This window comes from Cyanobium gracile UHCC 0281 (assembly GCF_034931305.1).
Taxonomy (GTDB): domain Bacteria; phylum Cyanobacteriota; class Cyanobacteriia; order PCC-6307; family Cyanobiaceae; genus Cyanobium; species Cyanobium gracile_A.
In genome coordinates, this window is sequence record NZ_JAYGHY010000010.1 from 11772 (window position 1) to 33819 (window position 22048).

The window sequence follows — 22048 nt, forward strand, 5'->3', positions numbered from 1 at the left end:
GCAGGGAGCCCCGCAGGATGGCGGGGCAGCCGTTGTTGACGCAGCGGGTGGCGGCTTCCCCCTCCTCGCGCACCAGCACCGAGCCGCATTCCGGGCAGGTGGCGGGCAGCTCCAGCCGGGCCGCTCCATCCGGCCGCAACTCCTTCAGCACCCGCACCACCTCGGGGATGATCTCGCCGGCCTTACGCACCACGATCGTGTCGCCGGCGCAGAGATCCAGCTCCGCCAGGCGGTCGGCGTTGTGGAGCGTGGCGCGGCTGACGCTGGTGCCGGCCAGGGGCACCGGCTCGAACTCCGCCACCGGCGTGACGACGCCCGTGCGGCCCACCTGGCAGGTGAGACGCAGCAGGCGGCTGGGGGCCTCCTCGGCGGCGTACTTGAGGGCGATCGCCCAGCGGGGCGCCTTCTGGGTGAAGCCCGCCTCCTCCTGCAGACGCAGGTCGTCGAGTTTCACCACCGCCCCGTCGGTGGCGTAGGGCAGGCCGCGGCGCTCCTGCTCCCAGCGGTCGCAGATGGCCTTCACCGCCGCGAGCGAATGCAGCAACTCCGCGCCGGGATGCACCCGGAAGCCGGCAGCCTGTAGCCACTGCTGCAAGTCACTGGGTGATCAATTAGGACCTGCGATCAGAGAAACATCACAATCGACTGCGAACTTTCAGAGTATGCTCGTCAGGCTACTGAAGAGGGTGCGATCTTTGTCAGTCATGTGGGTTGAGGACTCGTTTGATGTGGAGCCTGGCATTGGCGTCGCCTGTGCCCGAGATAACTCGACCTCAGATCCTCTGTTTAAGCAGGCTCAAGACCATCTGCGCCGTGAACTGTCTTTATTCCTGCTCACCAAGGATGATGTCGACATTGTCTATAGGCCACAATGTAGCCTGCTGTTGACAAGCTCCTTAGATCATATTGAATCCAACAACAAGATTCGTGATGCCTACGGTTCCGGAGTTCCGGTCGTGCTGGCCTCCGATATTGTTACATGCTCTGTCGGAGAAAGAATTCGAGCATTCCTTGCGCCTTCGCGTCATGCGGATTACTGTAATGACAAACAAGAATTTGAGGGGTCATGGCATCTCGCTAGCCACGTCCTGAAGGCCAGCGATAGGTTTTTTGCGACGCACACTCGGGCTGGAGGTAAGTTGAAGTGCATTGAGCGCATTGAAGAGCATCTGCGCAGTGTTATTGGCGAGCCCCAGGAAGTGGGCAATGCGCTTCCCCAAAAGCAGCTGATCGATTTCGTTGTCGTGCCAACTCTCCGCACACATTCAAAAAACCTCAGGCTTGCGGTCAATCGGCATCCTCCTGTTCCAGTGATTCGCTCTTACGAACTAATTGATAAAGCCGAAGGCGATGAGGTGCCAGCATGGATTTGGCAGGGCGGTGAAATGTGGGCATATCCTCGGAAGTACAATCCTCGATAGCTGTCCACCGAATCGAACTAGAATCAAATATCCGAGCAGTTTCGAGAATTTATTATGTGTCTTTGCGCCCGGATTGTCTTTTGACTTCCGTTATTATGTTTCATTCAGCAAAGTCTTTAGCTCATGTTCGTCTAGCACTTGAATTCCAAGGTTCTTGGCTTTGGTTAGCTTGCTGCCAGCTTTTTCCCCAGCTACGACGTAGTCTGTTTTGTTGCTCACGCTGCTGATTACCCTTCCCCCTGCTGCTTCGATCAGGGCCTGGGCATCGGCTCTCTTCAGCGTGGGTAGGGTACCGGTTAGCACAAAGCTCTTGTTGGCTAGAGCGGTAGGGCGTTGGCCGTGTAGCTGGTTTGTGTCATCTGAGAGAGCGAATTGGGCGTTTTCCGAAAGAAGGTTGCCAGTTTCCTGTTGAAGAGATTTGACTAAGTCTTCGTTGGCGCGCGTGGAAAACCAATTGATCAGGCTTTGAATAGTGCGCTCTCCAATGCCTGGTATTTCATGGAGGATTTCCGGCGTCTCATCAAGAGCGGAACGTAGATCGGTCACGCTTCTATACCGACTGGCCAGGGCTTTGGCATTTACCTCTCCCACGTGGTGTATCCCCAGGCCGTAGAGCTGGCGGTACCAGGGCTGCTGCTTAGAGGTCTCCAGGGCGGCCACCAGATTGCTTGCACTCTTCGTCCCCATTCCCTCCATGCTGGCCAGGAGAGCCGCATTGAGCTGGTAGAGATCCGCGATGGAGTGCACTAGTCGGTTTTCCACAAGTTGCTCGATCCGTTTTGCGCCCAGCCCTTTGATGTCAAGGGCCCCCTTGCTCACCCAGTGGCGCAGGGAGCCCCGCAGGATGGCGGGGCAGCCGTTGTTGACGCAGCGGGTGGCGGCTTCCCCCTCCTCGCGCACCAGCACCGAGCCGCATTCCGGGCAGGTGGCGGGCAGCTCCAGCCGGGCCGCTCCCTCCGGCCGCAACTCCTTCAGCACCCGCACCACCTCGGGGATGATCTCGCCGGCCTTGCGCACCACGATCGTGTCGCCGGCGCAGAGATCCAGCTCCGCCAGGCGGTCGGCGTTGTGGAGCGTGGCGCGGCTGACGCTGGTGCCGGCCAGGGGCACCGGCTCGAACTCCGCCACCGGGGTGACGACCCCCGTGCGGCCCACCTGGCAGGTGAGACGCAGCAGGCGGCTGGGGGCCTCCTCGGCGGCGTATTTGAGGGCGATCGCCCAGCGGGGGGCCTTCTGGGTGAAGCCCGCCTCCTCCTGCAGGCGCAGGTCGTCGAGTTTCACCACCACCCCATCGGTGGCGTAGGGCAGACCGCGGCGCTCCTGCTCCCAGCGGTCGCAGAAGGCCTTCACCGCCGCCAGGTCGGGGCAGAGGGCGCAGTGGGGATTGACGCAGAACCCGGCCGCCTTGAGCCAGTCAAGGGCCTGCCACTGGCTGCGGGGCCCGGCCAGCCAGTCGTCGGGCAGGTGCAGGGTGTAGGCGAAGAACGACAGGCCCCGCGCGGCCACCACCTTCGGATCCAGCTGGCGCAGGGTGCCGGCACAGGCGTTGCGCGGGTTGGCGAACGGGGCTTCGCCCCGCTCGGCGCGCTCGGCATTGATGGCGGTGAAGGTGGCTTCGGGGATGAAGGCCTCACCGCGCACCTCCACCCAGGCCGGCGGCGACGCCAACGCCAGCCGCAGGGGCACGCTGCGGATCGTGCGCACGTTGGCGGTGATCTCCTCCCCCCGCTCCCCGTCACCCCGGGTGGCGGCCCGCACCAGCACCCCCTGCTCGTAGCTCAGGGCCAGGGCGTTGCCGTCGATCTTGAGCTCGCCCACCATCGGCAGGGCCGGCGCCTGGGAACCCTCCTGGGCTTCGCGGTCGAGCACCTTGAGCAGGCGGCCGTACCAGACGTCCAGGTCGTCAGGGGAAAAGGCGTTGTCGAGGCTCAGCAGGGGAACCCTGTGGGCCACGCTCGTGAAGCCTTCGGCCGGGGCTCCCCCCACCCGGCGGGTGGGGCTGTCGGGCCCGATCAGCTCCGGATCGGCCTCCTCGAGCGCCACCAACTCCCGGTAGAGCCGGTCGTAGACCGGATCCTCCATTTCGGGAGCATCGAGAACGTAGTAGGCATGGGCGGCGCGGTTGAGCAGCCGCCGCAGTTCTTCTGCCCGGGCTTGGGCCACGGCTCAGGCGGCCGCCAGCCGGGTGATGCGATCCACCCGCCAGGCCTCTTCCACCTTCACGAAGGTGAAGTCGAGCGGCAGTTCCTCCTTGCCGTCGGTCTTGAGCTTGACCGTCAGGATCACCTGGCCCTCCTGCAGCCGCGGCCGGCCGGACTTGAGGTTGCGGTACTTGTTGAGCTGCAGCCCGGCCAGGAAGCGGATGAACTGTTGGCGGTTGACGTGGGAGCGGTAGTTGCGGGTGGTCAGCAGGTAGGCCCCGTCCACCTGGCCGGAGGCCACCTGGGTGAAGAACTGCTTGATCAGCGGATTGATGCCCCGGGCGCTGAGCACCAGCCGGACCGCCGAGATGGTCCAGTACAGAAGCAAGCCACCGGCTCCCGCCAGCAGGAGCTTGGTGCCGATGTCGCGGGCCAGTCCCCAGTCCATGGTGATCCCATCCGTTCGCAGCGTTGCAGAGTCTGACGGACGACCCCACCAGAATGGGCCGATGCCCCTGGAACCGCTGCTGCCCCTGTTCCACCGGCTCAATCGCGAGCACTTCGACGGCCAGCTCACCCGCCAGGACAAGCCGCTGGTGGACGTGCGCTGGAGCGACGGCCGCCTCACCCGCACCGCCGGCCTCTACCGGCGTGGCCCCGACCTTTGCGAGATCGTTCTGTCCCGGCCCCTGCTGGAACCGTTGCCCCGGCAAGCCACCCTCGGCACCCTCTGCCACGAGATGATCCACGCCTGGGTGGATCGGGTGCTGGCGGTGCGGGAGGTGCATGGCCCCCACTTCCGGGCCCGGATGGCGGCGATCAACCAGGCCCAGGATGGTTTTGAGGTCAGCCTGCGGCACCGCTACCCCCTGCCGGTGGTCGCCAGCCGCTGGATAGCCCGTTGCCCGTGCTGCGGCAGCCGGACGCCCTACCAGCGTCGCCGGCAGGGACTGGCCTGCCGCCACTGCTGCGAGCGCCTCCATGGCGGCCGCTGGGATGCCAGCTGTCTGCTGGTGTTCGAGCCCAACACCGCCTAGGTTCGCCGCAGGTGTTGGGGCCGATGGCGACGTTTCTGTGGACCCTGGAATGGGGTGGTTTCACCATTGCCCTGGTGGGGATGGGGCGGGAGCACTGGCTCTCCGGTCGGCGCCGTTAAAATGGCCTGATGCCTACGACGGATCAGGGCTACGGCCGCGAGCGCGATCCCCGAGACCGCGAGTTCCGTGAGCGTGAAACGGCCCGGCGGCCAAGGGCCGGCACCGACCCGCTGGATCAACGGGTCGACCGCTGGGTGACGGCTGGGCGCCAGTTCGTCGAAGGGGTGGCGGGCTCCCGGCCTGGCGGCCGTCCGGCGCCTCGGGGCGCCGACCGTCGCCCCCCGTTGCGGCCCCGCATGGACGAGCTCGGCCGCTGGGTGGAGGGGCGCCTCGACTGGCTTCTCGATGACGGGGACGACTGGCGCGAACCGTGGCAGGAGTCCGAACGCAGCACGCCTGTGCCGCCGCCCCCTGGGGAGCAGCAGCCCGCCGCGCCGGGCCGTCCGCGCCGCCAGGGACTTGAGGCGGTGTCGCGCCGCGGCCGGTCGGGATCCGCCCCGTCCCAGCCGCCGGCTCCAGAACCCCGTCCCAGCATGGGTACCGCCACCACCGGCGATGGCGACTGGCCCGATGACGCCAGCTTCACCCTGCCCCGGTGGCAACGCCCCGAGTCCAGCGAGCGTCCCTCTCCCCCGGAAGCGGTGGCCAACTCCCCAGCCGACGGCCGGCCCCTGCCGCGCTCAAGCCGACGACGTCCCTGAGCCATGGACACCGCCAGTTCGGACCGGAGTGGGTTAGGAATACCTTGTCATTGAAATCTTGTCGGCCATGAGCAGCCTGGTGGTTGTTGGGTTTCCGTCCGTCGCGGAAGCGGACCAGGTCCGGCGTCAATTGGTGGAGATCCAGAAGGAGGAACTGATCGCCCTGGAGGATGCGGTCGTGGTGGAAGCGGAGCCGGACGGCAAGGTCCGCCTGCACCAGTCGCTCAACCTCACCAAAGCGGGGGCTCTCGGCGGTGGCTTCTGGGGAACCCTCGTGGGCTTGCTGTTCCTCAATCCCCTGCTTGGGGCTGCCGTTGGGGCGGGTCTGGGGGCCGCTTCAGGCTCCCTGTCCGATCTGGGCATCAATGACGGCTTCATGCGCGAGGTGGGAGAAACCCTCCCCCCCGGCAGTGCGGCTCTCTGCCTGCTGCTGCGCGATGCCACCCCCGACCGGCTGATCGACCGCCTGAGGGTTCACGCCCCCCACGCCAAGCTGCTGCGCACCAACCTCAGCACGACCGACGAGGACCGGCTGCGTCAGATGCTCGAGCAGGCGAGCAAGCAGGCCCAGGGACTGCGGTTGTCCTGAGCTTCGGGTTGACCCGGAAGCTGCAGCCCCTCTGACGCAATTCCCTGTTGACCGGCTTCACCAGGTCGCTGGGAACGTCATCGGCCATCTCCTCAACGGAGATGCTGATCGACGGTGAGCCGTTCTGAAGGGCACTGAGCAGATCCGCCCAGAGGCTCACCATCGTGCGCTGGGCCTGGGGCACCAGCCCCAGCCTCTCCAGGTGGGGGGCACATCCCTGATGCAGCCAGAGGCTGGAGTGGTGATGGCCGGGCTGGGGGCGCATGGCCAGGCCGGCCGCCAGGGCTTCGGCGGTGGGCTCGCCGCCGCTGCGGCGTAGGCCGGAGGCCACCAGCAGTTTCCCGGTGTGGACGGCTGACACGCCATAGCGGCGGCCCAGTTCGGTGAGGGTGAGCCAGTCGCCTCCGGGTGGGGTCTGGGCGCTGTGGCGGGTAGACATGGAGGCGGAATCGAGTAACCGAATCCTGCCCGTGACCCCTGAAGCGTCAATTCGTCAACAGGAAACCGCCACATGGTGTTACCGAATTGATGAGACTTTACGAACAATTCAGGTTTCGGCCGGGCCCAGCCAGCGCTCCAGCGCCGGGGAGAACACCTCCCTGATCACCGTGAGTTCCCTCCCCTGGCGAAAGAAGCGGTAGTGGCGGCTCCAGAAGGGGCCCTTGCAGCCGAAGCGCTCCTTCAGCCAGGGTTCCTGCACCTGGCCGAAACCATCCACCTCCCGGTACAGCTCTGCCCGTCCGGCCGAGAGGCTGCGCCAGATCGGCAGGCGGCGATCCTGCAGATGGGCCTCCGCCTCGGCCTGGTTCCACCAGCTCTCCGCCCAGCCCAGGGCCTGGGGCCCGCAGGTGAGCCACACCTGTCGCCGCAGCAGGGGCTCGGCCAGGTGGGCCACCTCCGCCGGAGCCCCTGGCGATCCCCCCGGTTCGGAGGCCATGGCGATCAGTTCGACCTCCACCGGCAGGCCGGTGAGCAGTTGCAGGTGCCGGGTCGGGCTGCCGTCTCCAAGCAGCAGCAGCTTCCAGGGCCCGGTGAGTTCCCGGCCGGTCGGCAGACCCTGGCGTTCGGCGGCGTTGGCCTGCCACAGAAAGCCGGGAGAGGGCCACAGGCCGCCGGAGTCAGGGGTCATGGCGGGCTGGGGCGCGGGTCAGTAGCCGTTCGGGTCAGTAGCCGTTACTGATCGAGATGCGCCGGACCTCGCCGCCGCGCTCGATCAGGGCGGTATCGCCATCGGCGGAGCGCAGGCGCCAGCCGCTGCCACCGATCGCTTCTCCGGTGTTGACGCTGGTGGAGCTTCCCCCCATCTGGAAGATCGCCGAGGCAGGGCGTCCCGCCGAGCCCACAACACCGACCAGCTCCGGAACGGCACCGCCCCCACCGACCGGGGCGGCGCTGCGCTCGGGGTAGGCCCCGCCGCTGCTGGCGGGGGGGGCGGCGGCGGCCAGTTTCGGGCTCACCGGCACCCGCAGGACTGGGGCCCTCGCCCCCTCCTGCTGGGGCAGCTGGGACAGCTGCTCGATCCAGGGTTCTTCCGGTGGAGGCGGGAGCTGGTCGCCGGACAGCGGCAGCATGGTCTGGCCACCGCTGACCAGGTTGGTGCCACCCACGGCCCCGAGCGGGGCCGGATTGGCCGGCCCGAGACTGCGTAACCGTTCCACCAGCAACAGGCTGCGCTCCTGCGTGAGGGCTTGCTGCATGCGGCTGGAGTGGGTCAGGTACAGCACCGAGCTGGCGACGCTGATCATGCAGACCCCGCCCATTGCCGTCAGCAGCAGGGTGTGGCGGTCGGGCCGTGCCGGGGTGGGGGCCATTGAAGGGGATGGAGTGGCCGGACGTCCCCGCAACCGTCGAGTGGGGGTGGCCACCGGCAGTGGTGGCGGCGGCTCGGCCTGGGCCGCCACATCGAGATCAATGGTGGCCTCAGGGTCGAACACCCGGTTCATCATCTGCTCGGCCTTCAGCTCCCAGTAGGCACGGGAGGTGGGGATGCCGCGCAGGGGGCGCCGAGGGGAGGGGCTCACGTGCAGTCCTCGGCGAAGGCGTGCGTCACTGTAACGATGGTTCCGCGCTCTGACGAGGGCCCGGTGGCTCCCGGCGCCGTTCCAGTTCCAGCCAAAGCAGCAGGGCGTTGACATCGGCGGGACTGACGCCGGGAATCCGGGAGGCCTGCCCGAGGCTGCGGGGTTGGATGGCTGTCAGCTTCTCGCGGGCCTCCGCCGAGAGGGTGCCGATGCCGGCGTAGGCGATGCCGGCGGGAATGGCCCGCCCGAGCTGGCGCCGGACCCGCTCGATCTGCTGTTCCTGGCGGGCCAGGTAGCCGCTGTACTTGATGTCGATCTCGGCGCCATCGCGCACGTAGGCCGGCAGATCCGGGTCACAGAGCCCCAGCCGCACCAGGTCCTCGCCGTGCAATCCCGGCCGGCGCAGCAGGTCGGCCAGGGTGATCGAACCGTTGATGCCGGCGCCGGTGACGGCGGCCACGGCAGCGGCGGCGGGGTCGGAGGCCTTGAGCCGCACCGTCTCCAGGCGTTGCTTTTCGGCATCGATCCCAGCCTGCTTCTGTTCGAACAGGCGCCAGCGCCGTTCGTCGATCAGGCCCAGCTGGTGGCCAAGGGGGGTGAGGCGGCGGTCAGCGTTGTCACCGCGCAACACCAGCCGGTACTCGCTGCGGCTGGTGAGCACCCGGTAGGGCTCCTTGAGGTCCTGGGTCACCAGGTCGTCCACCAGGGTGCCGATGTAACTCCCCTCGCGGGGGAAATGCACGGGGTCCTGGCCCCCCAGCAGGCGGGCCGCGTTCAGCCCGGCCACCAGCCCCTGGGCGGCGGCCTCCTCGTAGCCGGTGGTGCCGTTGAGCTGGCCGGCCGAGAACAGGCCCCGCACCCGTTTGGTCTCCAGGGAGGGCTCCAGCTGGGTGGCCGGCAGGATGTCGTAGTCGACGGCGTAGGCGGGGCGCAGCATCACGCAGGCCTCCAGCCCGGGCAGGGTCCGCAGCAGGGCCAGCTGCAGGGATTCGGGCAGGCCGGTGGAGAAACCCTGGACATACAGCTCGGGGGTGTCGCGCCCTTCCGGCTCCAGGAAGATCTGGTGGCTGTCCTTGTCGGCGAAGCGCACGATCTTGTCTTCGATCGAGGGGCAGTAACGGGGCCCTTTGCTGTCGATGAAGCCGCCGTAGATGGGGGTGAGGTGCAGGTTGTCGCGGATCAGCTGGTGGGTGGCCGCCGTGGTGCGGGTGATGTGGCAGGCCATCTGCTCGCCGCTCACCCGGGCGCTGGGATCGAAGCTGAAGAAGCGATCGGCCGCGTCGCTGGGCTGCTCCTCGAGGCGATCGAGGGCCACGCTGCGCCGGTCGACGCGGGCGGGGGTGCCGGTCTTGAGCCGGTCGGTGCGGAACCCCAGCTCCTCCAGGGCTTCGGTGAGGCCTTCGGCCGGTTGTTCGCCGGCGCGGCCCGCCGCCATCGAGCGGTTGCCCACCCAGATGCGGCCGCCCAGGAAGGTGCCGGTGGTGAGGATCACGGCCCCGGCGCCGTAGACACTGCCGAAGTAGGTGCTCACGCCGATCACCCGTGCCCCGGCTGGATCGCCGGGTTCCCCTTCCACCTCCAGGCCCGTCACCATCGCCTCGCGCAGGGCCAGGTTGGGGGTGTGCTGCAGCAGCTGCAGCATCTGGCGGGCGTACTGGCGCTTGTCCGTCTGGGCCCGCAGGGCCCAGACGGCGGGGCCGCGGCTGGCATTGAGCAGTCGTTTCTGCAGGGCGGTGGCGTCCGCCAGGCGTCCGATCACTCCGCCGAGGGCATCCACCTCATGCACCAGCTGGCTCTTGGCCGGCCCGCCCACGGCCGGGTTGCAGGGCTGCCAGGCGATGCGGTCGAGGTTGAGGCTGAACAGTGCTGTGGAGACCCCCAGCCGAGCGGCGGTGAGGGCCGCCTCGCAGCCCGCATGGCCGCCGCCGACCACGATCAGGTCGAAGCGTTCGGTGGGGGCTGCGCTCAGGGCCATGAATGAAATGTATGGCCCTGCAGCAATGGGTGCAGCGGGGCCCCAGGCCAGCAGGGCTCGGATCTAGCCATCCTGGAAGCGATCGCGGATCGCTTCCACCGCGTCGCGTCGCCGCCTGACGGCCGCCACGCAGTCGGCATCGAACTGGCCGGCGGCCACCAGGTGGTCGAGTTCCTCCATGGCCGCGTCCATCGTCCAGGCCTCCTTGTAGTGCCGGTGGCTTGTCAGGGCATCGAGCACATCGGCCACCGCGATGATCCGGGCCTCGAGGGGGATGGCCTCACCCTTAAGGCCCAAGGGATAGCCGGAGCCATCGAGTTTTTCGTGGTGCCCCGCCACGACGTTCTTCATCACGGCTGAGTCGGGGAGATCCTCAAGGCCAAACTCACCCACCATTCTATCCAGGATCTCCATGCCCTTTTGCACATGGGTTTCCATTAACTTGCGTTCCTCAGGATCCAGGGGGCCGGGCTTGAGCAGGATGCAATCAGGAATGCCGATCTTGCCGATGTCATGCAAGGGCGCAAACAGATAGAGATGTTCGATGTATTCATCGCTGAGTCCGTGGCTCTGCTGGAGTTCGCGGGCGATCAGCCGTGCGTAGTGGGCCATGCGCTCAAGGTGGGCACCGGTTTCAAAATCCCGCAGGTTGGCGAACTCCCGGGCCACCTGGGCCGAAGCCGTGATGGAGTGAACCAGATTGAGTTCGCTGCAGATCAACATGTTGATCAGTGAAGCAATCAAAGCGAGTTTCCGCTGCACAGGTTCGGTGAACACTGCGGGCTTCAGTGAATCGAAGAAGAGAAAGCCGATGAACGAACCCTTGTCGAGCAACGGAACGGTCAGCGAAGAGCGGTAGCCCTCCTTCAGTAGCCAGGCCGAGTGCTTGGTGTTGCCGCGCACCGCCGCCGGGATGTTGTCCAGCACGCGGACGGACCGGCTTGTAGCCAGGTGGCTGAGGGACTGGCTTTTGGAGAGGTGGAACTCGTAGCCGGTGATGGCCTCTCCTGTGCGGGTGCTATTCACAAACGTCTTCAGTAAATCGACCCGGGGGTCGTAAAGTGCGACGGCCACCCGATCCACATCGGGCGTCATTTCCATCAATTGCTGGTGCAGCTGGCGCAGCCGCTGATTGAGGGCCTGTCCCACCGGGGGTGCTTCGGTTCCGGTCTCAGCCAGGGTGATCCCGTTGCTGTCAATCGGGCTTGGTCGCGGGGTCATCGCATGGACGCCAAGACGCTTCCTCCATTCTTGCGCGTCGTGGAGCCCCCCTGGCGGATCCCCCTGGCGAAGCGGATTGCCCTCAGGCCCCGGGCCGGACCACGGCGGCCGGCTGCAACGCGTCCGCATAGGCGGGATCCTCGCTGCCGAACACCCGGTCCCAGAAGGTGAAGTAGAGCCCGAAGTGCTTGCCGTAGCGTCGGTGGTGAATCGAGTGATGCGCGGGGCCGATCAGCCAGCGCCCCAGCCAGTGGTGGGGGAAGTGCAGCGGCAGCACCTCCAGGCCCAGGTGGTTCACCACCGCCCACACCGTCATGGTGGTGAGCACCGCCAGCAGGGTGATGAAATGCAGGGGGATCAGCATCACGACCCCAATCAGGAACAGGGCCTGAACCACGGCTTCGAGCGGGTCAAAGGCGAAGGAGGTCCAGGGCGTGGGCTGACGCGATCGGTGGTGCCCCTGGTGAAACCAGGCAAACAGTCTTGGATGGTGAAACAGCCGGTGGGTGGCGTAGAAGTAGGCATCCTGCAGCACGAGCACGGCCAGGTAGCTGAGCGGCAGAACCCACCAGTTCTCTGCATCCATCCGGCCGTGGAGCTTGGTCATCCCCTTGTCGTCCAGGGTCATGATCACGGCCGTGGCCAGGGCGAAGACGCCCGTTGACAGGACGGAGAGTTGGATGTCCTTGAGAACGGAGATCGTCGCCGGCTGGCGGTGATAAAGAAGCCAGTGGGCGAATCCCGCCATGGCGAGATAGCGCACCAGGATGATGGCGAAGAACGTTACAATGTAAAACCAGAAAGAATGCTGCTGCACGTATAGCTTTGCAATGCCTTGATCTTCATGCTACTGGCCCCTTCGCTGGCGCGATACGGCGGTTACCCCTATGCAGCAAGATTGCGGAAACGTGTGAACTGCGGCTCGAACAGCAGCTTGACGGTGCCGACGGGGCCGTTGCGGTGCTTGGTGACGATCACCTCGGTGATGCCGCGGTCGGCGGTCTCGGGGTTGTAATACTCGTCGCGGTAGATCATCAGCACCAGGTCGGCGTCCTGCTCGATGGAGCCCGATTCCCGCAGGTCGCTGAGCATCGGGCGCTTGTTGGTGCGGGACTCCACGCCCCGGCTGAGCTGGGAGAGGGCGATCACGGGCACGTGCAGCTCCCGGGCCATGCCTTTGAGGCCACGGGTGATGCGGGAGAGTTCCTGGACGCGGTTGTCGGGCGTGCTGCCCTCCATCAGCTGCAGGTAATCGATCACGATCAGGCCGAGCTCCTTGCCGGTTTCGGCCATCAGGCGCCGGCAGAGCGAGCGCATCTCGAGCACGCCGGAGTTGGGTTTGTCGTCGATGAACAGGGGCAGCTGGCCGAGGCTGTTGATGCCCTGGCCGAGCAGGGGCCACTCTTCCTGCTGCAGGCGGCCGGTGCGCAGGCGGCCACTCTCGATGCCCACCTCCATCGAGAGCAGGCGGTAGGTGAGCTGTTCCTTGCTCATCTCCAGGCTGAACACGCAGACCGGCAGCTGGTGCAGCTGGGCCACGTTCTTGGCGATGTTCATGACGATGGAGGTTTTGCCCATCGCGGGGCGCCCGGCCACGATGATCAGGTCGCTGCGCTGCAGGCCCTGGGTGATGGCGTCGAGGTCGTAGAAGTTGACCGGGATGCCGGCGACGGCGGTGCCCAGGGAGCGGCTCTCGATCTCGTTGAAGGTGCTGGTGAGGATCTCGGCGGTGGGGGTGAGGCCGGCGGTGGGCTTCTCCTGGCTGATCGCGAAGATCTTCTGCTCGGCCTCATCGAGCACCTGCTCCATGGGGATGCTCTGGTCGAAGCCCAGGCGGATCACATCATTGGCGGAGCGGATCAGTTGCCGGCGCAGGTGCTTGTCCATCACCAGGCGGGCCACCTGGTCGATGGAGGCGGTGGAGAGGGTGCGCTCCACCAGCTCGACGAGCCGGGCACTGCCGCCCACCTTCTCCAGTTGGCCGGTGTCGGCCAGCCAGGCCGCCATGGCCGTGAGATCGGTGGGCTTGCCCTGGCTGTGCAGCATCAGGGCGGTGCGGTAGATCTCGCGGTGGGCGCCCAGATAGAACGCCTCCGGACGCAACACGTCGGCGATGCGGCCGATGGCATCGGGATCCAACAGGATGCCCCCCAGGACCGACTCCTCCGCCTCCAGGTTCTGGGGGGGAACGGAATCGGGCAGGGCCTCGAAACCAGCCTGTTCGGCCCGCCGGGCCGACGGCTTCTGACCGTCAGGTCTGGGGGGATCGGATCCAGCCAGGGGCACGCTCACCATGGACGCCATTCCAGAACGCGACTCACCGCAGAGGGGGCCGGATCGGTCGGGATCGGGCGCCAGTGAGAGGAATCACTCTGGGGCCCGGAGCCGAAAAAATCGGTTCGCGGCTGGCTGATCAGTAGCTGACCACTTCCAGGTTGACGTCGGCGACAACCTCGGGGTGCAGCTTGATCTGCACCTTGTAGGAGCCGGTGCGGTGGATCTCGGGAACGGTGATGACGCGGCGGTCGACCTCCTTCTTGGTGGCCGCTTCGATGGCTTCAGCCACGTCGCCGTTGGTGACGGTGCCGAACAGGACGTCATCGCCGCCGGTCTGCTTCTTGACAGTGAAGCGGCCGATGGTGTCGAGGGCGGTGCGGAAGGCCACGGCCTCCGCCTTGAGGGCGGCCTGGCGCTCGGCCTCCTTGGCCCGCCGGTGCTCCACCTGACGCAACACCGCGGCGGTGACGGCCAGGGCCTTGCCGGTGGGAAGGAGGTAGTTACGGGCGTAACCAGGGGCCACATCCACCAGATCCCCGTTCTTGCCCAGGGACAGGATGTCCTCGCTCAGGACCACCTGCACACGCTTCTTGACCATGACAACGCCCCGGCTGAGCCATCTGAAATCCGATCGGCCAGCCTACGACATGGCGCTGGTGGGGGCCGCCGCCCGGGGCAGGCGGACGCGGGTGGCCAGGCCCAGGGCCCGCATCAGACGGATGTGCTGCCAGGTGAGGTCGAACTGGCGGGGGCCGAAGCCATGGCGGGCGGAATGGGGGAAGGCGTGGTGGTTGTTGTGCCAGCCCTCACCGAAGGTGAGCGCGGCCACCCAGGGGTTGTTCTTCGACTTGTCGCCGCTGTCGTGGACGGACTCTCCCCACAGATGGGTGGCGGAATTCACCAGCCAGGTGCACTGGTAGACGATCACCAGACGCAGGGGAATGCCCCACAGCACCAGGGCCCAGCCGCCGGCGCCGGTGACGCTGCCGATCCAGAACAGCAGCAGGCCCAGGGGCACCTGGAGCAGCAGGAAGCCCTTGTTCAGCCAGCGGTAGTAAGGGTCGGTGGCCAGGTCGCCGGTGAGCCGAGGCACGGCGGCCATGGCGGGGATCTCCTCAAACATCCAGGTCATGTGGGCCCACCAGAAGCCCTTGTTGCTGTCGTGGTGATCCGCTTCCGTATCGGAAAACTTGTGGTGGTGGCGGTGCAGGCCGACCCAGTCGATCGGGCCGTGCTGGCAGCTGAGGGCGCCGCAGGTGGCGAAAAAGCGCTCCAGCCAGAGGGGCACGCGGAAGGAGCGGTGGCTGAGCAGGCGGTGGTAGCCGATCGTGACGCCCAGGCAGGCGGTGACCCAGTACATCACCAGCAGGGCACCGACGGCCTCCAGGCTCCAGAAGCGGGGCAGCAGGGCCACCACCGCCAGGATGTGGATCAGGACCATGAAGCCGATCGTGCCCCAGCGGGTGCCCTTGGGGGAGACGCCACGGGGTTCTCCGCGGCGGGGCTCGTGCAGGGCCCGGGCACGGACCAGGGCATCGGCCCCCTGGTTGATGGTGGCGGGGCGCCGGGTGTGGCGGGCTTTGGTGCCGGCCTCGCGGCGGCTGCCGGAGGGGGCAGCTGGCGGGATGGCGGGGCGGGAGAGGGGGGTGACGGCCATAGAGGACCGGGCTCCTGATGAGTGACTAAGATGGTAGCAATACGAATCCTGATCGAGTGGGGTATCGAGACGAACTCGTATCTGGTCGCGTCGCCTTCGCCCACCTGATCCGCGTCTGGCACGAGCGCAACGGCTGGTCCCACCGGGTGCTGCCGATGCTGGCCGAGGCCCTCGACCTGGGTCGGGTGCACAACTCCCAGCTCTCGATGCTGCGCAACGGCAAGCTGGCCTCACCGGGCCCGGAGGTGTTCCTGGCCCTGGGGAGCGTGAACCTCTGGCTTGACGCCCAGGCCCCCGAAGGTCGGTTGGAGCCGCTGTCGGCGCGCACCTTGCTGGCGGCCCACCCCGAGCTCTTCGAGGCCCTCTGCAGCTCAGCCTTGCCGGTGCGAGACGAGCGCCAGCGGGTGCTGGGGCCCGGTGCCCTGCTGGAGGTGTTCGTGGGCTTCCGCCAGCCGCCGGCCAGCTTCGATCTGCGCATCGCCGACGCCGAAGCCGGGGGGCTCAGCGCCGCCCTGGCCCAGCTGCTCACCGCCGGCCGGCCCTGGCGTGATTGCCGCGACCGGTTGATGGCGGCCTATCCGGTGGCCAAGCGCCAGCGGCGGGAGCGCTTTGCCGAGGTGATCGCCGGGCAGCGCGACTACACGGCGGTGGAACTCGATGCCGAACTGCCGGAACTGCGTCGCACCCTGGCGGCCCTGGGGGCGGCGGGGGAGGAGGAACTGGGCCCTGACCGCTTCCTGGAGCTGCTGCGCCAGCGGGCCCTTCGGCTGCAGGGGGAAGGGGCCGTGCAGGCGCCCGACGACCTGGCCGCCGCCATTCGCCGGGAGATCGGGGCGGCGATCCCGACGACGACCGACCCGGCGACGCGCTGATCAGGCGCTGGCGGGTGCGTCGCCGCGGTGGCCGAACACAGGGGCGATGCGGACGCGCCTGGCCAGGCCCAGGGCCCGCAGGGCGCGGATGTGCTGCCAGGTGATGTCGAACTCGAACCAGCGCAGCCCGTGACGGGCCGAGTGGGGGTAGGCGTGGTGGTTGTTGTGCCAGCCCTCACCGAAGGTGAGCAGGGCCACCCACCAGCAGTTGCGGGAGCGGTCGGGGCAGTCGAAGTTGCGGTAGCCGAAGGCGTGGGTGGCGGAATTCACCAGCCAGGTGACGTGATACACGAGCACCAGGCGCAGGGGAATGCCCCAGAGCACCAGCCCCAGGCCGCCGCCAGGAACGCCGGCCCAGTTGCCGTACCAGTAGAGGCCGGCCCCCAGGGGCAGTTGCAGCAGCAGGAACCAGCGATCCAGCCAGCGGTAGAAGGGATCCTTCTCCATGTCGCCGGTGAAGCGGTGGATCTCGGTGAGGGCCGGGATCTTGTGCAGCATCCACTCGCTGTGGGCCCACCACAGACCCCGGGCGGCGTCGTGGTGATCGTTGGGCTGGTCGGAGAAGAGGTGGTGGTGGCGGTGCAGCCCCACCCATTCGATCGGGCCGCTCTGGCAGGCCAGGGTGCCCATCAGCACCAGCAGCCGCTCCACCCAGCGGGGGGCTTCGAAGCCCCGATGCGCCACCAGCCGGTGCAGCCCCAGGGTCACCCCCAGCACCGTGGCCCAGTACAGAACCGCCAGCACGATCACCCCCTGCAGGCTCCAGAAGCGCGGCAGCAGGGCGAAGACAGCCCCCACGTGGATGGCCAGCATGAAGCCGGTGGTGCCGGTCTTGAACTTGCGCTGGGTGGCCGGCAGGGGCGGCCTGGGACCCTCCATGGCCGCCAGCAGCTGGGCTTTCTTGCGCGAGTGGCTGGGTTCCTGTCGGGTGACGCGCACGGTTTCGGCGCTCTGGCCGGATCGGAAGGCTTCGGATCGTGCGACCAAGCGTGTCTCCAGTGGTGGGGCGGGTGTGAGCGGGGATGCCACCCCCCATCCTGACCCACGGCAGCGATGGCAGAGTGATCCCTGCTGGCCCCAGGGCGTTGGAGCAAGTTCTTCCAGGCCTGGGTGAGGAGGCTGGTCCTGTCGACAGGGTTGCCGCTGCCCTGGAGCGGCTCGCTCCGATGGCCGCCCGCCGCACGGCCGCCGTGCGGCCCCGCCTGGCGCGGGTGCTGGAGGCCTTCGCCGCCGAACGCCTTGGGGTGCACCACTTCGCCTCGGTCAGCGGTTACGGCCACGGCGACCTGGGCCGGGAGGTGCTGGATCGGGTGTTCGCGCGGGTGCTGCAGGCCGAAGCCGCCGCCGTGCGGCTGCAGTTCGTCAGCGGCACCCATGCCATCACTGCCGCCCTGTTCGGGGTGCTGCGGCCGGGGGACCGGCTGCTGGCGCTCACCGGCCGCCCCTACGACACCCTCGAAGAGGTGATCGGGCTGCGGGGCACGGGCCAGGGATCTCTCGCGGAGTTCGGCATCCGCTACGACGAGCTGCCCCTCACCGAGGCCGGAGAGGTCGATGACGCGGCACTGGAGGACGCCCTCGCCCCCCAGACGCGGATGGTGCTGATCCAGCGCAGCTGCGGCTACAGCTGGCGCCCCTCCTTGCCTGTGGCCAGCATCGGGCGCCTCTGTGAACGGGTCAAGGCGCTTCAGCCCGATTGCGTCTGCTTCGTCGACAACTGCTACGGCGAACTGGTGCAGGAGCTGGAACCCACCGCCGTGGGGGCCGACCTGATCGCCGGATCCCTGATCAAGAACCTCGGCGGCACCATCGCGCCGACGGGGGGCTATGTGGCCGGCCGCCAGGAGCTGGTGGAGATGGCCTGCTGCCGGCTCACCGCCCCGGGCATCGGCAGCGAGGGGGGCACGGGGTTCGATCAGTACCGGCTGCTGTTCCAGGGATTGTTCCTGGCCCCCCAGATGGTGGCCGAGGCCCTGATCGGCGCCGACCTGGTGGCTGAGGTGTTCAGTGGCCTGGGCTATGCGGTGAACCCCGCCCCCGGTGCCCAGCGCAGCGACGTGATCCAGGCGGTTCGGCTCGGCCATCCCGATCGGCTCATCGCCGTCTGCCGGGCGTTCCAGCAGCTGTCTCCTGTGGGGGCCTACCTGGATCCGGTGCCGGCCCCCATGCCGGGCTACGCCAGTGATCTGGTCATGGCTGGGGGCACGTTCATCGACGGCAGCACCAGCGAGTTCTCCGCCGATGGCCCGCTGCGGGAGCCGTACGTGCTCTACGCCCAGGGCGGTACCCACCACGGCCATGTGGCCCTGGCCCTGGAGCGGGCCCTGGCCGCCCTGACGTCCCTACCGCAGGCAGACTGAGGCGGCCTCCCCCGCACTCCACCGGCCTTGGCGCACTCCTTCCCCGACGACTGCCGCTATTCCGAAAGCCACGAGTACGTGCGCCCGGAGGGTGACCTGGTGCGCCTTGGCATCAGCTCCTTTGCCGTCGATCAACTCGGTGACATCGTTTTTGTCGAGTTACCGGCTGTGGGGGCAGCGTTGGCGCGCGGCACCAGCTTCGGCAGCGTCGAATCGGTCAAGGCGGTGGAGGATCTGATGGCCCCGGTGAGCGGCACGGTGGAGGCCCGCAACGAGGCGGTGCTGGCCAGCCCCGAGGAGCTTCAGAACGATCCCTATGGGGAAGGCTGGCTGCTGGTGGTGCGGCTCGGCGCGCCTGATGAACTGGAGGCGCTGATGGATGCCGCCACCTACGGGGCCAAGGTGCAGGCGGGCTGATTGTCCTTAGGATCCCGCCACCTCCAGCCCGAACGCCCGTGTCCGCCTCCTTCCTGGTCCGGCATCTGGGTCCGGATTCCGAGGATCAGCAACGGATGCTGGTGGAGCTCGGCCTGGGCTCCCTCGATCAGCTGGCGGCCGAGGTCGTTCCCGCTGACATCCTGCTGACGGCGGCCGACGCCGAGATCGGCCTGCCGCTCCCCTGCTCGGAGGCGGAGGCCCTGGCGGAACTGGCTGGACTGGCTTCCCGCAACCGGGTGCTGCGCAGCCTGATCGGGCTCGGTTATCACGGCACGGCGACGCCGGCCCTGATCCAGCGCCACGTGCTGGAAAACCCCTGCTGGTATACCGCCTACACCCCCTACCAGGCGGAAATCGCCCAAGGCCGCCTGGAAGCTCTGCTGAACTTCCAGACCCTGGTCAGTGAGCTGACGGGGTTGCCCATCGCCAATGCTTCGTTGCTGGATGAGGCCACCGCCGCCGCCGAAGCGATGGCGATGGCGGCGGCGGTCAGCCCCCGGCAGGGGGCCCGCCGTTTTCTGGTCGACCGGGCTGTTTTCCCCCAGACCCTGGCCGTGCTCCAGACCCGGGCCGAACCCCTGGGGATCGAGATCGAGATCTTCGACGCCGAAGCCGCCGCCAACGGTCCCGATGGGGTGCTGGGCGAGGACGTGTTCGGCCTGCTGCTGCAGCTGCCCGGGGTCGGGGGCCGGCTCTGGGACCCCTCGGCGCTGCTGGCGGCGGCCCGCTCCGGCGCGGTGATCAGCACGGTGGCCGTTGATCCCCTGGCCCAGGCGCTTCTGGCCCCGGTGGGTGAGCTGGGCGCCGACATCGCCGTTGGCAGCCTGCAGCGCTATGGCGTGCCGATGGGGTTCGGCGGTCCCCACGCGGCCTTCTTCGCCACCCGGGAGGACTTCAAGCGTCAGATCCCGGGCCGCCTGGTGGGGCAGTCGAAGGACGCCGAAGGGAATCCGGCGCTGCGTCTGGCCCTCCAGACCCGGGAGCAGCACATCCGTCGCGACAAGGCCACCAGCAACATCTGCACGGCCCAGGTCCTGCTCGCGGTGATGGCGAGCTTCTATGCCGTGCACCACGGCCCTGATGGCCTCGAAGCCATCGCCCGTCGCCTTCTGGTGCTGCGCCAGGGGCTGGTGCTGGGGCTGGCGGCCCTGGGCTTGGCGACCGAACCAGGGGCGGCCTTCGACACCGTGGTGCTGCGCACCACCGCCGCGAACGCCCTGCGCCAAAAGGCCGTGGCCGCCGGCTTCAACCTGCGCTGCGGGATCCGTGGCGACGACGGAGAGGTGGCCCTGGCGATCAGCCTCGATGAACTCTCCACCCCTGAGGAACTGGCCACCCTGCTGGAGGTCCTGGCGGCGGACCCCGCCGCCGCCGCCGAGGCGCGCACGGCCCTCCAGGCCGGCCTGGTTGCCCTGGAGGGCAAGCCCCTGGCGGAGCTGCTCGAGGGCGTGCCCAGGCGGGAACGCCCCTGGCTGCGCCAGGAGGTGTTCCATCGCTACCGCAGCGAGACGGAGCTGCTGCGCTACATCCAGCGCCTGGTGAGCAAGGATCTCTCGCTCGTCCACGGAATGATCCCGTTGGGCAGTTGCACCATGAAGCTCAACGCCGCCGCCGAACTGGCGCCGGTGAGCTGGCCGGCCTTCGCCCAGATGCATCCGTTCGCCCCCGCCGACCAGACCGGCGGCTACGCCGCCCTGGCGGCGGATCTGGAGGCCTGGCTGGGGGCGATCACCGGCTTTGCGGGGGTGTCGCTGCAGCCGAATGCCGGCTCCCAGGGGGAGTATGCCGGCCTGATGGTGATCCGGGCCTGGCACCGCAGCCGGGGGGAGGGCCACCGGCAGGTGTGCCTGATCCCCACCAGCGCCCACGGCACCAATCCCGCCAGCGCCGTGATGGCCGGCATGCGGGTGGTGGCGGTGGCCTGCGACAGCCACGGCAACATCGACATCGCCGACCTGGAGGCCAAGGCCGCTGCCCACGCCGCCAACCTGGCGGCCGTGATGGTCACCTACCCCTCCACCCACGGGGTGTTCGAAACGGGCATCCGCCGCATCTGCCAGGTCGTTCACGACCACGGCGGCCAGGTGTATCTGGATGGGGCCAACCTCAACGCCCAGGTGGGGCTCTGCAAACCGGGGCTCTACGGCGCCGACGTCTGCCATCTCAACCTCCACAAGACCTTCTGCATCCCCCATGGCGGCGGTGGCCCCGGGGTGGGTCCGATCGGCGTGGCGGCCCACCTGGTGCCCTTCCTGCCCTCCCATCCCCTGGACGCCGCCGCAGGCCGCCAGGCGATCGGCCCGGTGTCGGCGGCGCCTCTGGGCAGTGCCGGCATCCTGCCGATCAGCTGGATGTACATCCGCATGATGGGGGGGTCGGGCCTGCGCACCGCAAGCCAGGTGGCCCTGCTGGCGGCCAACGTGATCGCCGAGCGACTCGAGCCCCATTTCCCCGTGCTCTACCGCGGCCGCGGCGGCCGGGTGGCCCATGAGTGCATCCTCGATCTGCGGCCCCTCAAGCGCAGCTGCGGCCTGGAGGTGGATGATCTGGCCAAGCGGCTGATGGACTACGGCTTCCATGCCCCCACCGTCAGCTGGCCCGTGGCCGGCACGGTGATGGTGGAGCCCACCGAAAGCGAATCGCTGCAGGAGATCGATCGCTTCTGTGCGGCGATGGAGGGGATCCGCCGTGAGGCCTGGGCGATCGAAACCGGGGCCGCCGACCCCCTCGACAACCCGCTCAAGCAGGCTCCCCACACCCTGGCGGCGGTCACCGCCGACTGCTGGGAGCGGGCCTACAGCCGCAGTGAGGCCGCCTTCCCCGCCGGGGAGGAACAGCGGCAGGCCAAGTTCTGGCCGGCGGTCGCCCGCATCGACAATGCCTTCGGCGATCGGAACCTCGTCTGCACCTGCCCGAGCGTGGAAGAGGTGGCAATTCCCGAACTGGCCGCCTGAGTGTTCCGCCGGTACCTTTTCCCCCCGCCATGGCGCATCATTGCTGTGCCATCTCCTAACAGCGATGGCAACAGCCTTTCATTGTCATGGGGTTCATGAACGGCAACGACAACTCAGGTGGTGAGCCGGGCCCGGGTGCCCTTGTGCCCGGTCTGCCGGAGGCCAGCCAACGGGTGGATGGCACCAACGTGGTGCGGGTGCCCTTCGGGGTGCGCCGGGCCCGGCGCAGTCGTCCCGAACGGCCCGACCACTGGGCCACCCTCGTCCTTCCCTTCCAGGCGGGCGGTGGCGGGTCGCCCACGCCGCCCCAGGCGGCCTAGGCCA

At 67.9% G+C, this 22048-nt stretch carries 21 protein-coding genes and 1 pseudogene; 9 read left to right on the top strand and 13 right to left on the bottom strand.

The window, feature by feature from the left end:
* A pseudogene (locus VB739_RS05010) lies at positions 1-589 on the bottom strand (NAD-dependent DNA ligase LigA); the annotation flags it as partial.
* A gap of 115 nt (positions 590-704) precedes the next feature.
* Here VB739_RS05010 and VB739_RS05015 point away from each other — a divergent pair.
* Positions 705-1421, top strand: coding sequence for a hypothetical protein (locus VB739_RS05015; protein ID WP_323356014.1), 717 nt, complete (start codon positions 705-707; stop codon positions 1419-1421).
* A gap of 93 nt (positions 1422-1514) precedes the next feature.
* Here VB739_RS05015 and ligA read toward each other — a convergent pair whose 3' ends face one another.
* Positions 1515-3584 (bottom strand): NAD-dependent DNA ligase LigA, encoded by a 2070-nt coding sequence (ligA, locus tag VB739_RS05020; protein WP_323356015.1) that lies wholly within the window; start codon positions 3582-3584, stop codon positions 1515-1517.
* A gap of 3 nt (positions 3585-3587) precedes the next feature.
* Positions 3588-4010, bottom strand: coding sequence for a hypothetical protein (locus tag VB739_RS05025; protein WP_216906571.1), 423 nt, complete (start codon positions 4008-4010; stop codon positions 3588-3590).
* A gap of 61 nt (positions 4011-4071) precedes the next feature.
* On the opposite strand from VB739_RS05025, the gene VB739_RS05030 reads away from it, so the two are divergent.
* The 3 genes from VB739_RS05030 (at position 4072) to VB739_RS05040 (ending at position 5949) form a co-directional block, all read left to right on the top strand.
* A complete protein-coding gene (locus VB739_RS05030; RefSeq protein ID WP_323356016.1) occupies positions 4072-4599 on the top strand; it encodes a SprT family zinc-dependent metalloprotease in 528 nt (175 codons plus the stop codon).
* 128 nt (positions 4600-4727) lie between these two features.
* Positions 4728-5360: a hypothetical protein gene (locus VB739_RS05035; protein ID WP_323356017.1), complete on the top strand. Its 633-nt coding sequence runs from the start codon at positions 4728-4730 to the stop codon at positions 5358-5360.
* A 67-nt stretch (positions 5361-5427) separates the two neighbouring features.
* On the top strand, positions 5428-5949 hold the full coding sequence (locus VB739_RS05040) for a DUF1269 domain-containing protein (RefSeq protein ID WP_323356018.1): 522 nt from the start codon (positions 5428-5430) through the stop codon (positions 5947-5949).
* Here the strand turns inward: VB739_RS05040 and VB739_RS05045 are convergent.
* The 9 genes from VB739_RS05045 to VB739_RS05085 all read right to left on the bottom strand — a co-directional run bounded on the left by VB739_RS05045 (position 5870) and on the right by VB739_RS05085 (position 15100).
* Positions 5870-6388: a hypothetical protein gene (locus tag VB739_RS05045; protein ID WP_323356019.1), complete on the bottom strand. Its 519-nt coding sequence runs from the start codon at positions 6386-6388 to the stop codon at positions 5870-5872. The genes VB739_RS05040 and VB739_RS05045 overlap by 80 nt on opposite strands.
* A 108-nt stretch (positions 6389-6496) precedes the next feature.
* Positions 6497-7078, bottom strand: a complete 582-nt coding sequence (locus VB739_RS05050; RefSeq protein ID WP_323356020.1) for a chorismate lyase — start codon at positions 7076-7078, stop codon at positions 6497-6499.
* A 34-nt stretch (positions 7079-7112) separates the two neighbouring features.
* Complete coding sequence (locus VB739_RS05055) at positions 7113-7970, bottom strand: hypothetical protein (RefSeq protein ID WP_323356021.1); 858 nt, start codon at positions 7968-7970, stop codon at positions 7113-7115.
* A 25-nt stretch (positions 7971-7995) separates the two neighbouring features.
* On the bottom strand, positions 7996-9945 hold the full coding sequence (gene mnmG / locus VB739_RS05060; RefSeq protein ID WP_323356022.1) for a tRNA uridine-5-carboxymethylaminomethyl(34) synthesis enzyme MnmG: 1950 nt from the start codon (positions 9943-9945) through the stop codon (positions 7996-7998).
* A gap of 63 nt (positions 9946-10008) precedes the next feature.
* On the bottom strand, positions 10009-11166 hold the full coding sequence (locus tag VB739_RS05065; RefSeq protein WP_323356023.1) for an HD-GYP domain-containing protein: 1158 nt from the start codon (positions 11164-11166) through the stop codon (positions 10009-10011).
* Between the two features lie 82 nt (positions 11167-11248).
* On the bottom strand, positions 11249-11983 hold the full coding sequence (locus VB739_RS05070) for a sterol desaturase family protein (RefSeq protein WP_323356024.1): 735 nt from the start codon (positions 11981-11983) through the stop codon (positions 11249-11251).
* Positions 11984-12051: 68 nt separating this feature from the next.
* The gene (gene dnaB / locus VB739_RS05075; RefSeq protein WP_323356025.1) at positions 12052-13461 is read right to left on the bottom strand and encodes a replicative DNA helicase; all 1410 of its coding nucleotides are present in this window, start codon (positions 13459-13461) and stop codon (positions 12052-12054) included.
* Between the two features lie 118 nt (positions 13462-13579).
* The gene (gene rplI, locus VB739_RS05080; RefSeq protein WP_216906589.1) at positions 13580-14041 is read right to left on the bottom strand and encodes a 50S ribosomal protein L9; all 462 of its coding nucleotides are present in this window, start codon (positions 14039-14041) and stop codon (positions 13580-13582) included.
* 42 nt (positions 14042-14083) lie between these two features.
* Positions 14084-15100: an acyl-CoA desaturase gene (locus tag VB739_RS05085; protein WP_323356026.1), complete on the bottom strand. Its 1017-nt coding sequence runs from the start codon at positions 15098-15100 to the stop codon at positions 14084-14086.
* Between the two features lie 56 nt (positions 15101-15156).
* Here VB739_RS05085 and VB739_RS05090 point away from each other — a divergent pair, with 56 nt between their 5' ends.
* Positions 15157-15972: a hypothetical protein gene (locus tag VB739_RS05090; protein ID WP_323356027.1), complete on the top strand. Its 816-nt coding sequence runs from the start codon at positions 15157-15159 to the stop codon at positions 15970-15972.
* On the opposite strand, the gene VB739_RS05095 is transcribed toward VB739_RS05090, so the two are convergent.
* Positions 15973-16851 carry an acyl-CoA desaturase gene (locus tag VB739_RS05095; RefSeq protein WP_323356059.1) on the bottom strand — a complete coding sequence of 293 codons (879 nt, stop codon included), beginning with the start codon at positions 16849-16851 and terminating at the stop codon, positions 15973-15975.
* A 206-nt stretch (positions 16852-17057) separates the two neighbouring features.
* Between VB739_RS05095 and VB739_RS05100 the strand changes: the two genes are divergently transcribed.
* The 4 genes from VB739_RS05100 (at position 17058) to VB739_RS05115 (ending at position 22044) form a co-directional block, all read left to right on the top strand.
* On the top strand, positions 17058-18332 hold the full coding sequence (locus VB739_RS05100) for an aminotransferase class I/II-fold pyridoxal phosphate-dependent enzyme (RefSeq protein WP_323356028.1): 1275 nt from the start codon (positions 17058-17060) through the stop codon (positions 18330-18332).
* 27 nt (positions 18333-18359) lie between these two features.
* Positions 18360-18749, top strand: a complete 390-nt coding sequence (gene gcvH, locus VB739_RS05105) for a glycine cleavage system protein GcvH (RefSeq protein ID WP_323356029.1) — start codon at positions 18360-18362, stop codon at positions 18747-18749.
* 38 nt (positions 18750-18787) lie between these two features.
* Positions 18788-21724: an aminomethyl-transferring glycine dehydrogenase gene (gene gcvP / locus VB739_RS05110; RefSeq protein ID WP_323356030.1), complete on the top strand. Its 2937-nt coding sequence runs from the start codon at positions 18788-18790 to the stop codon at positions 21722-21724.
* A gap of 86 nt (positions 21725-21810) precedes the next feature.
* A complete protein-coding gene (locus VB739_RS05115; protein ID WP_323356031.1) occupies positions 21811-22044 on the top strand; it encodes a hypothetical protein in 234 nt (77 codons plus the stop codon).
* The last annotated feature ends 4 nt before the right edge of the window (positions 22045-22048 follow it).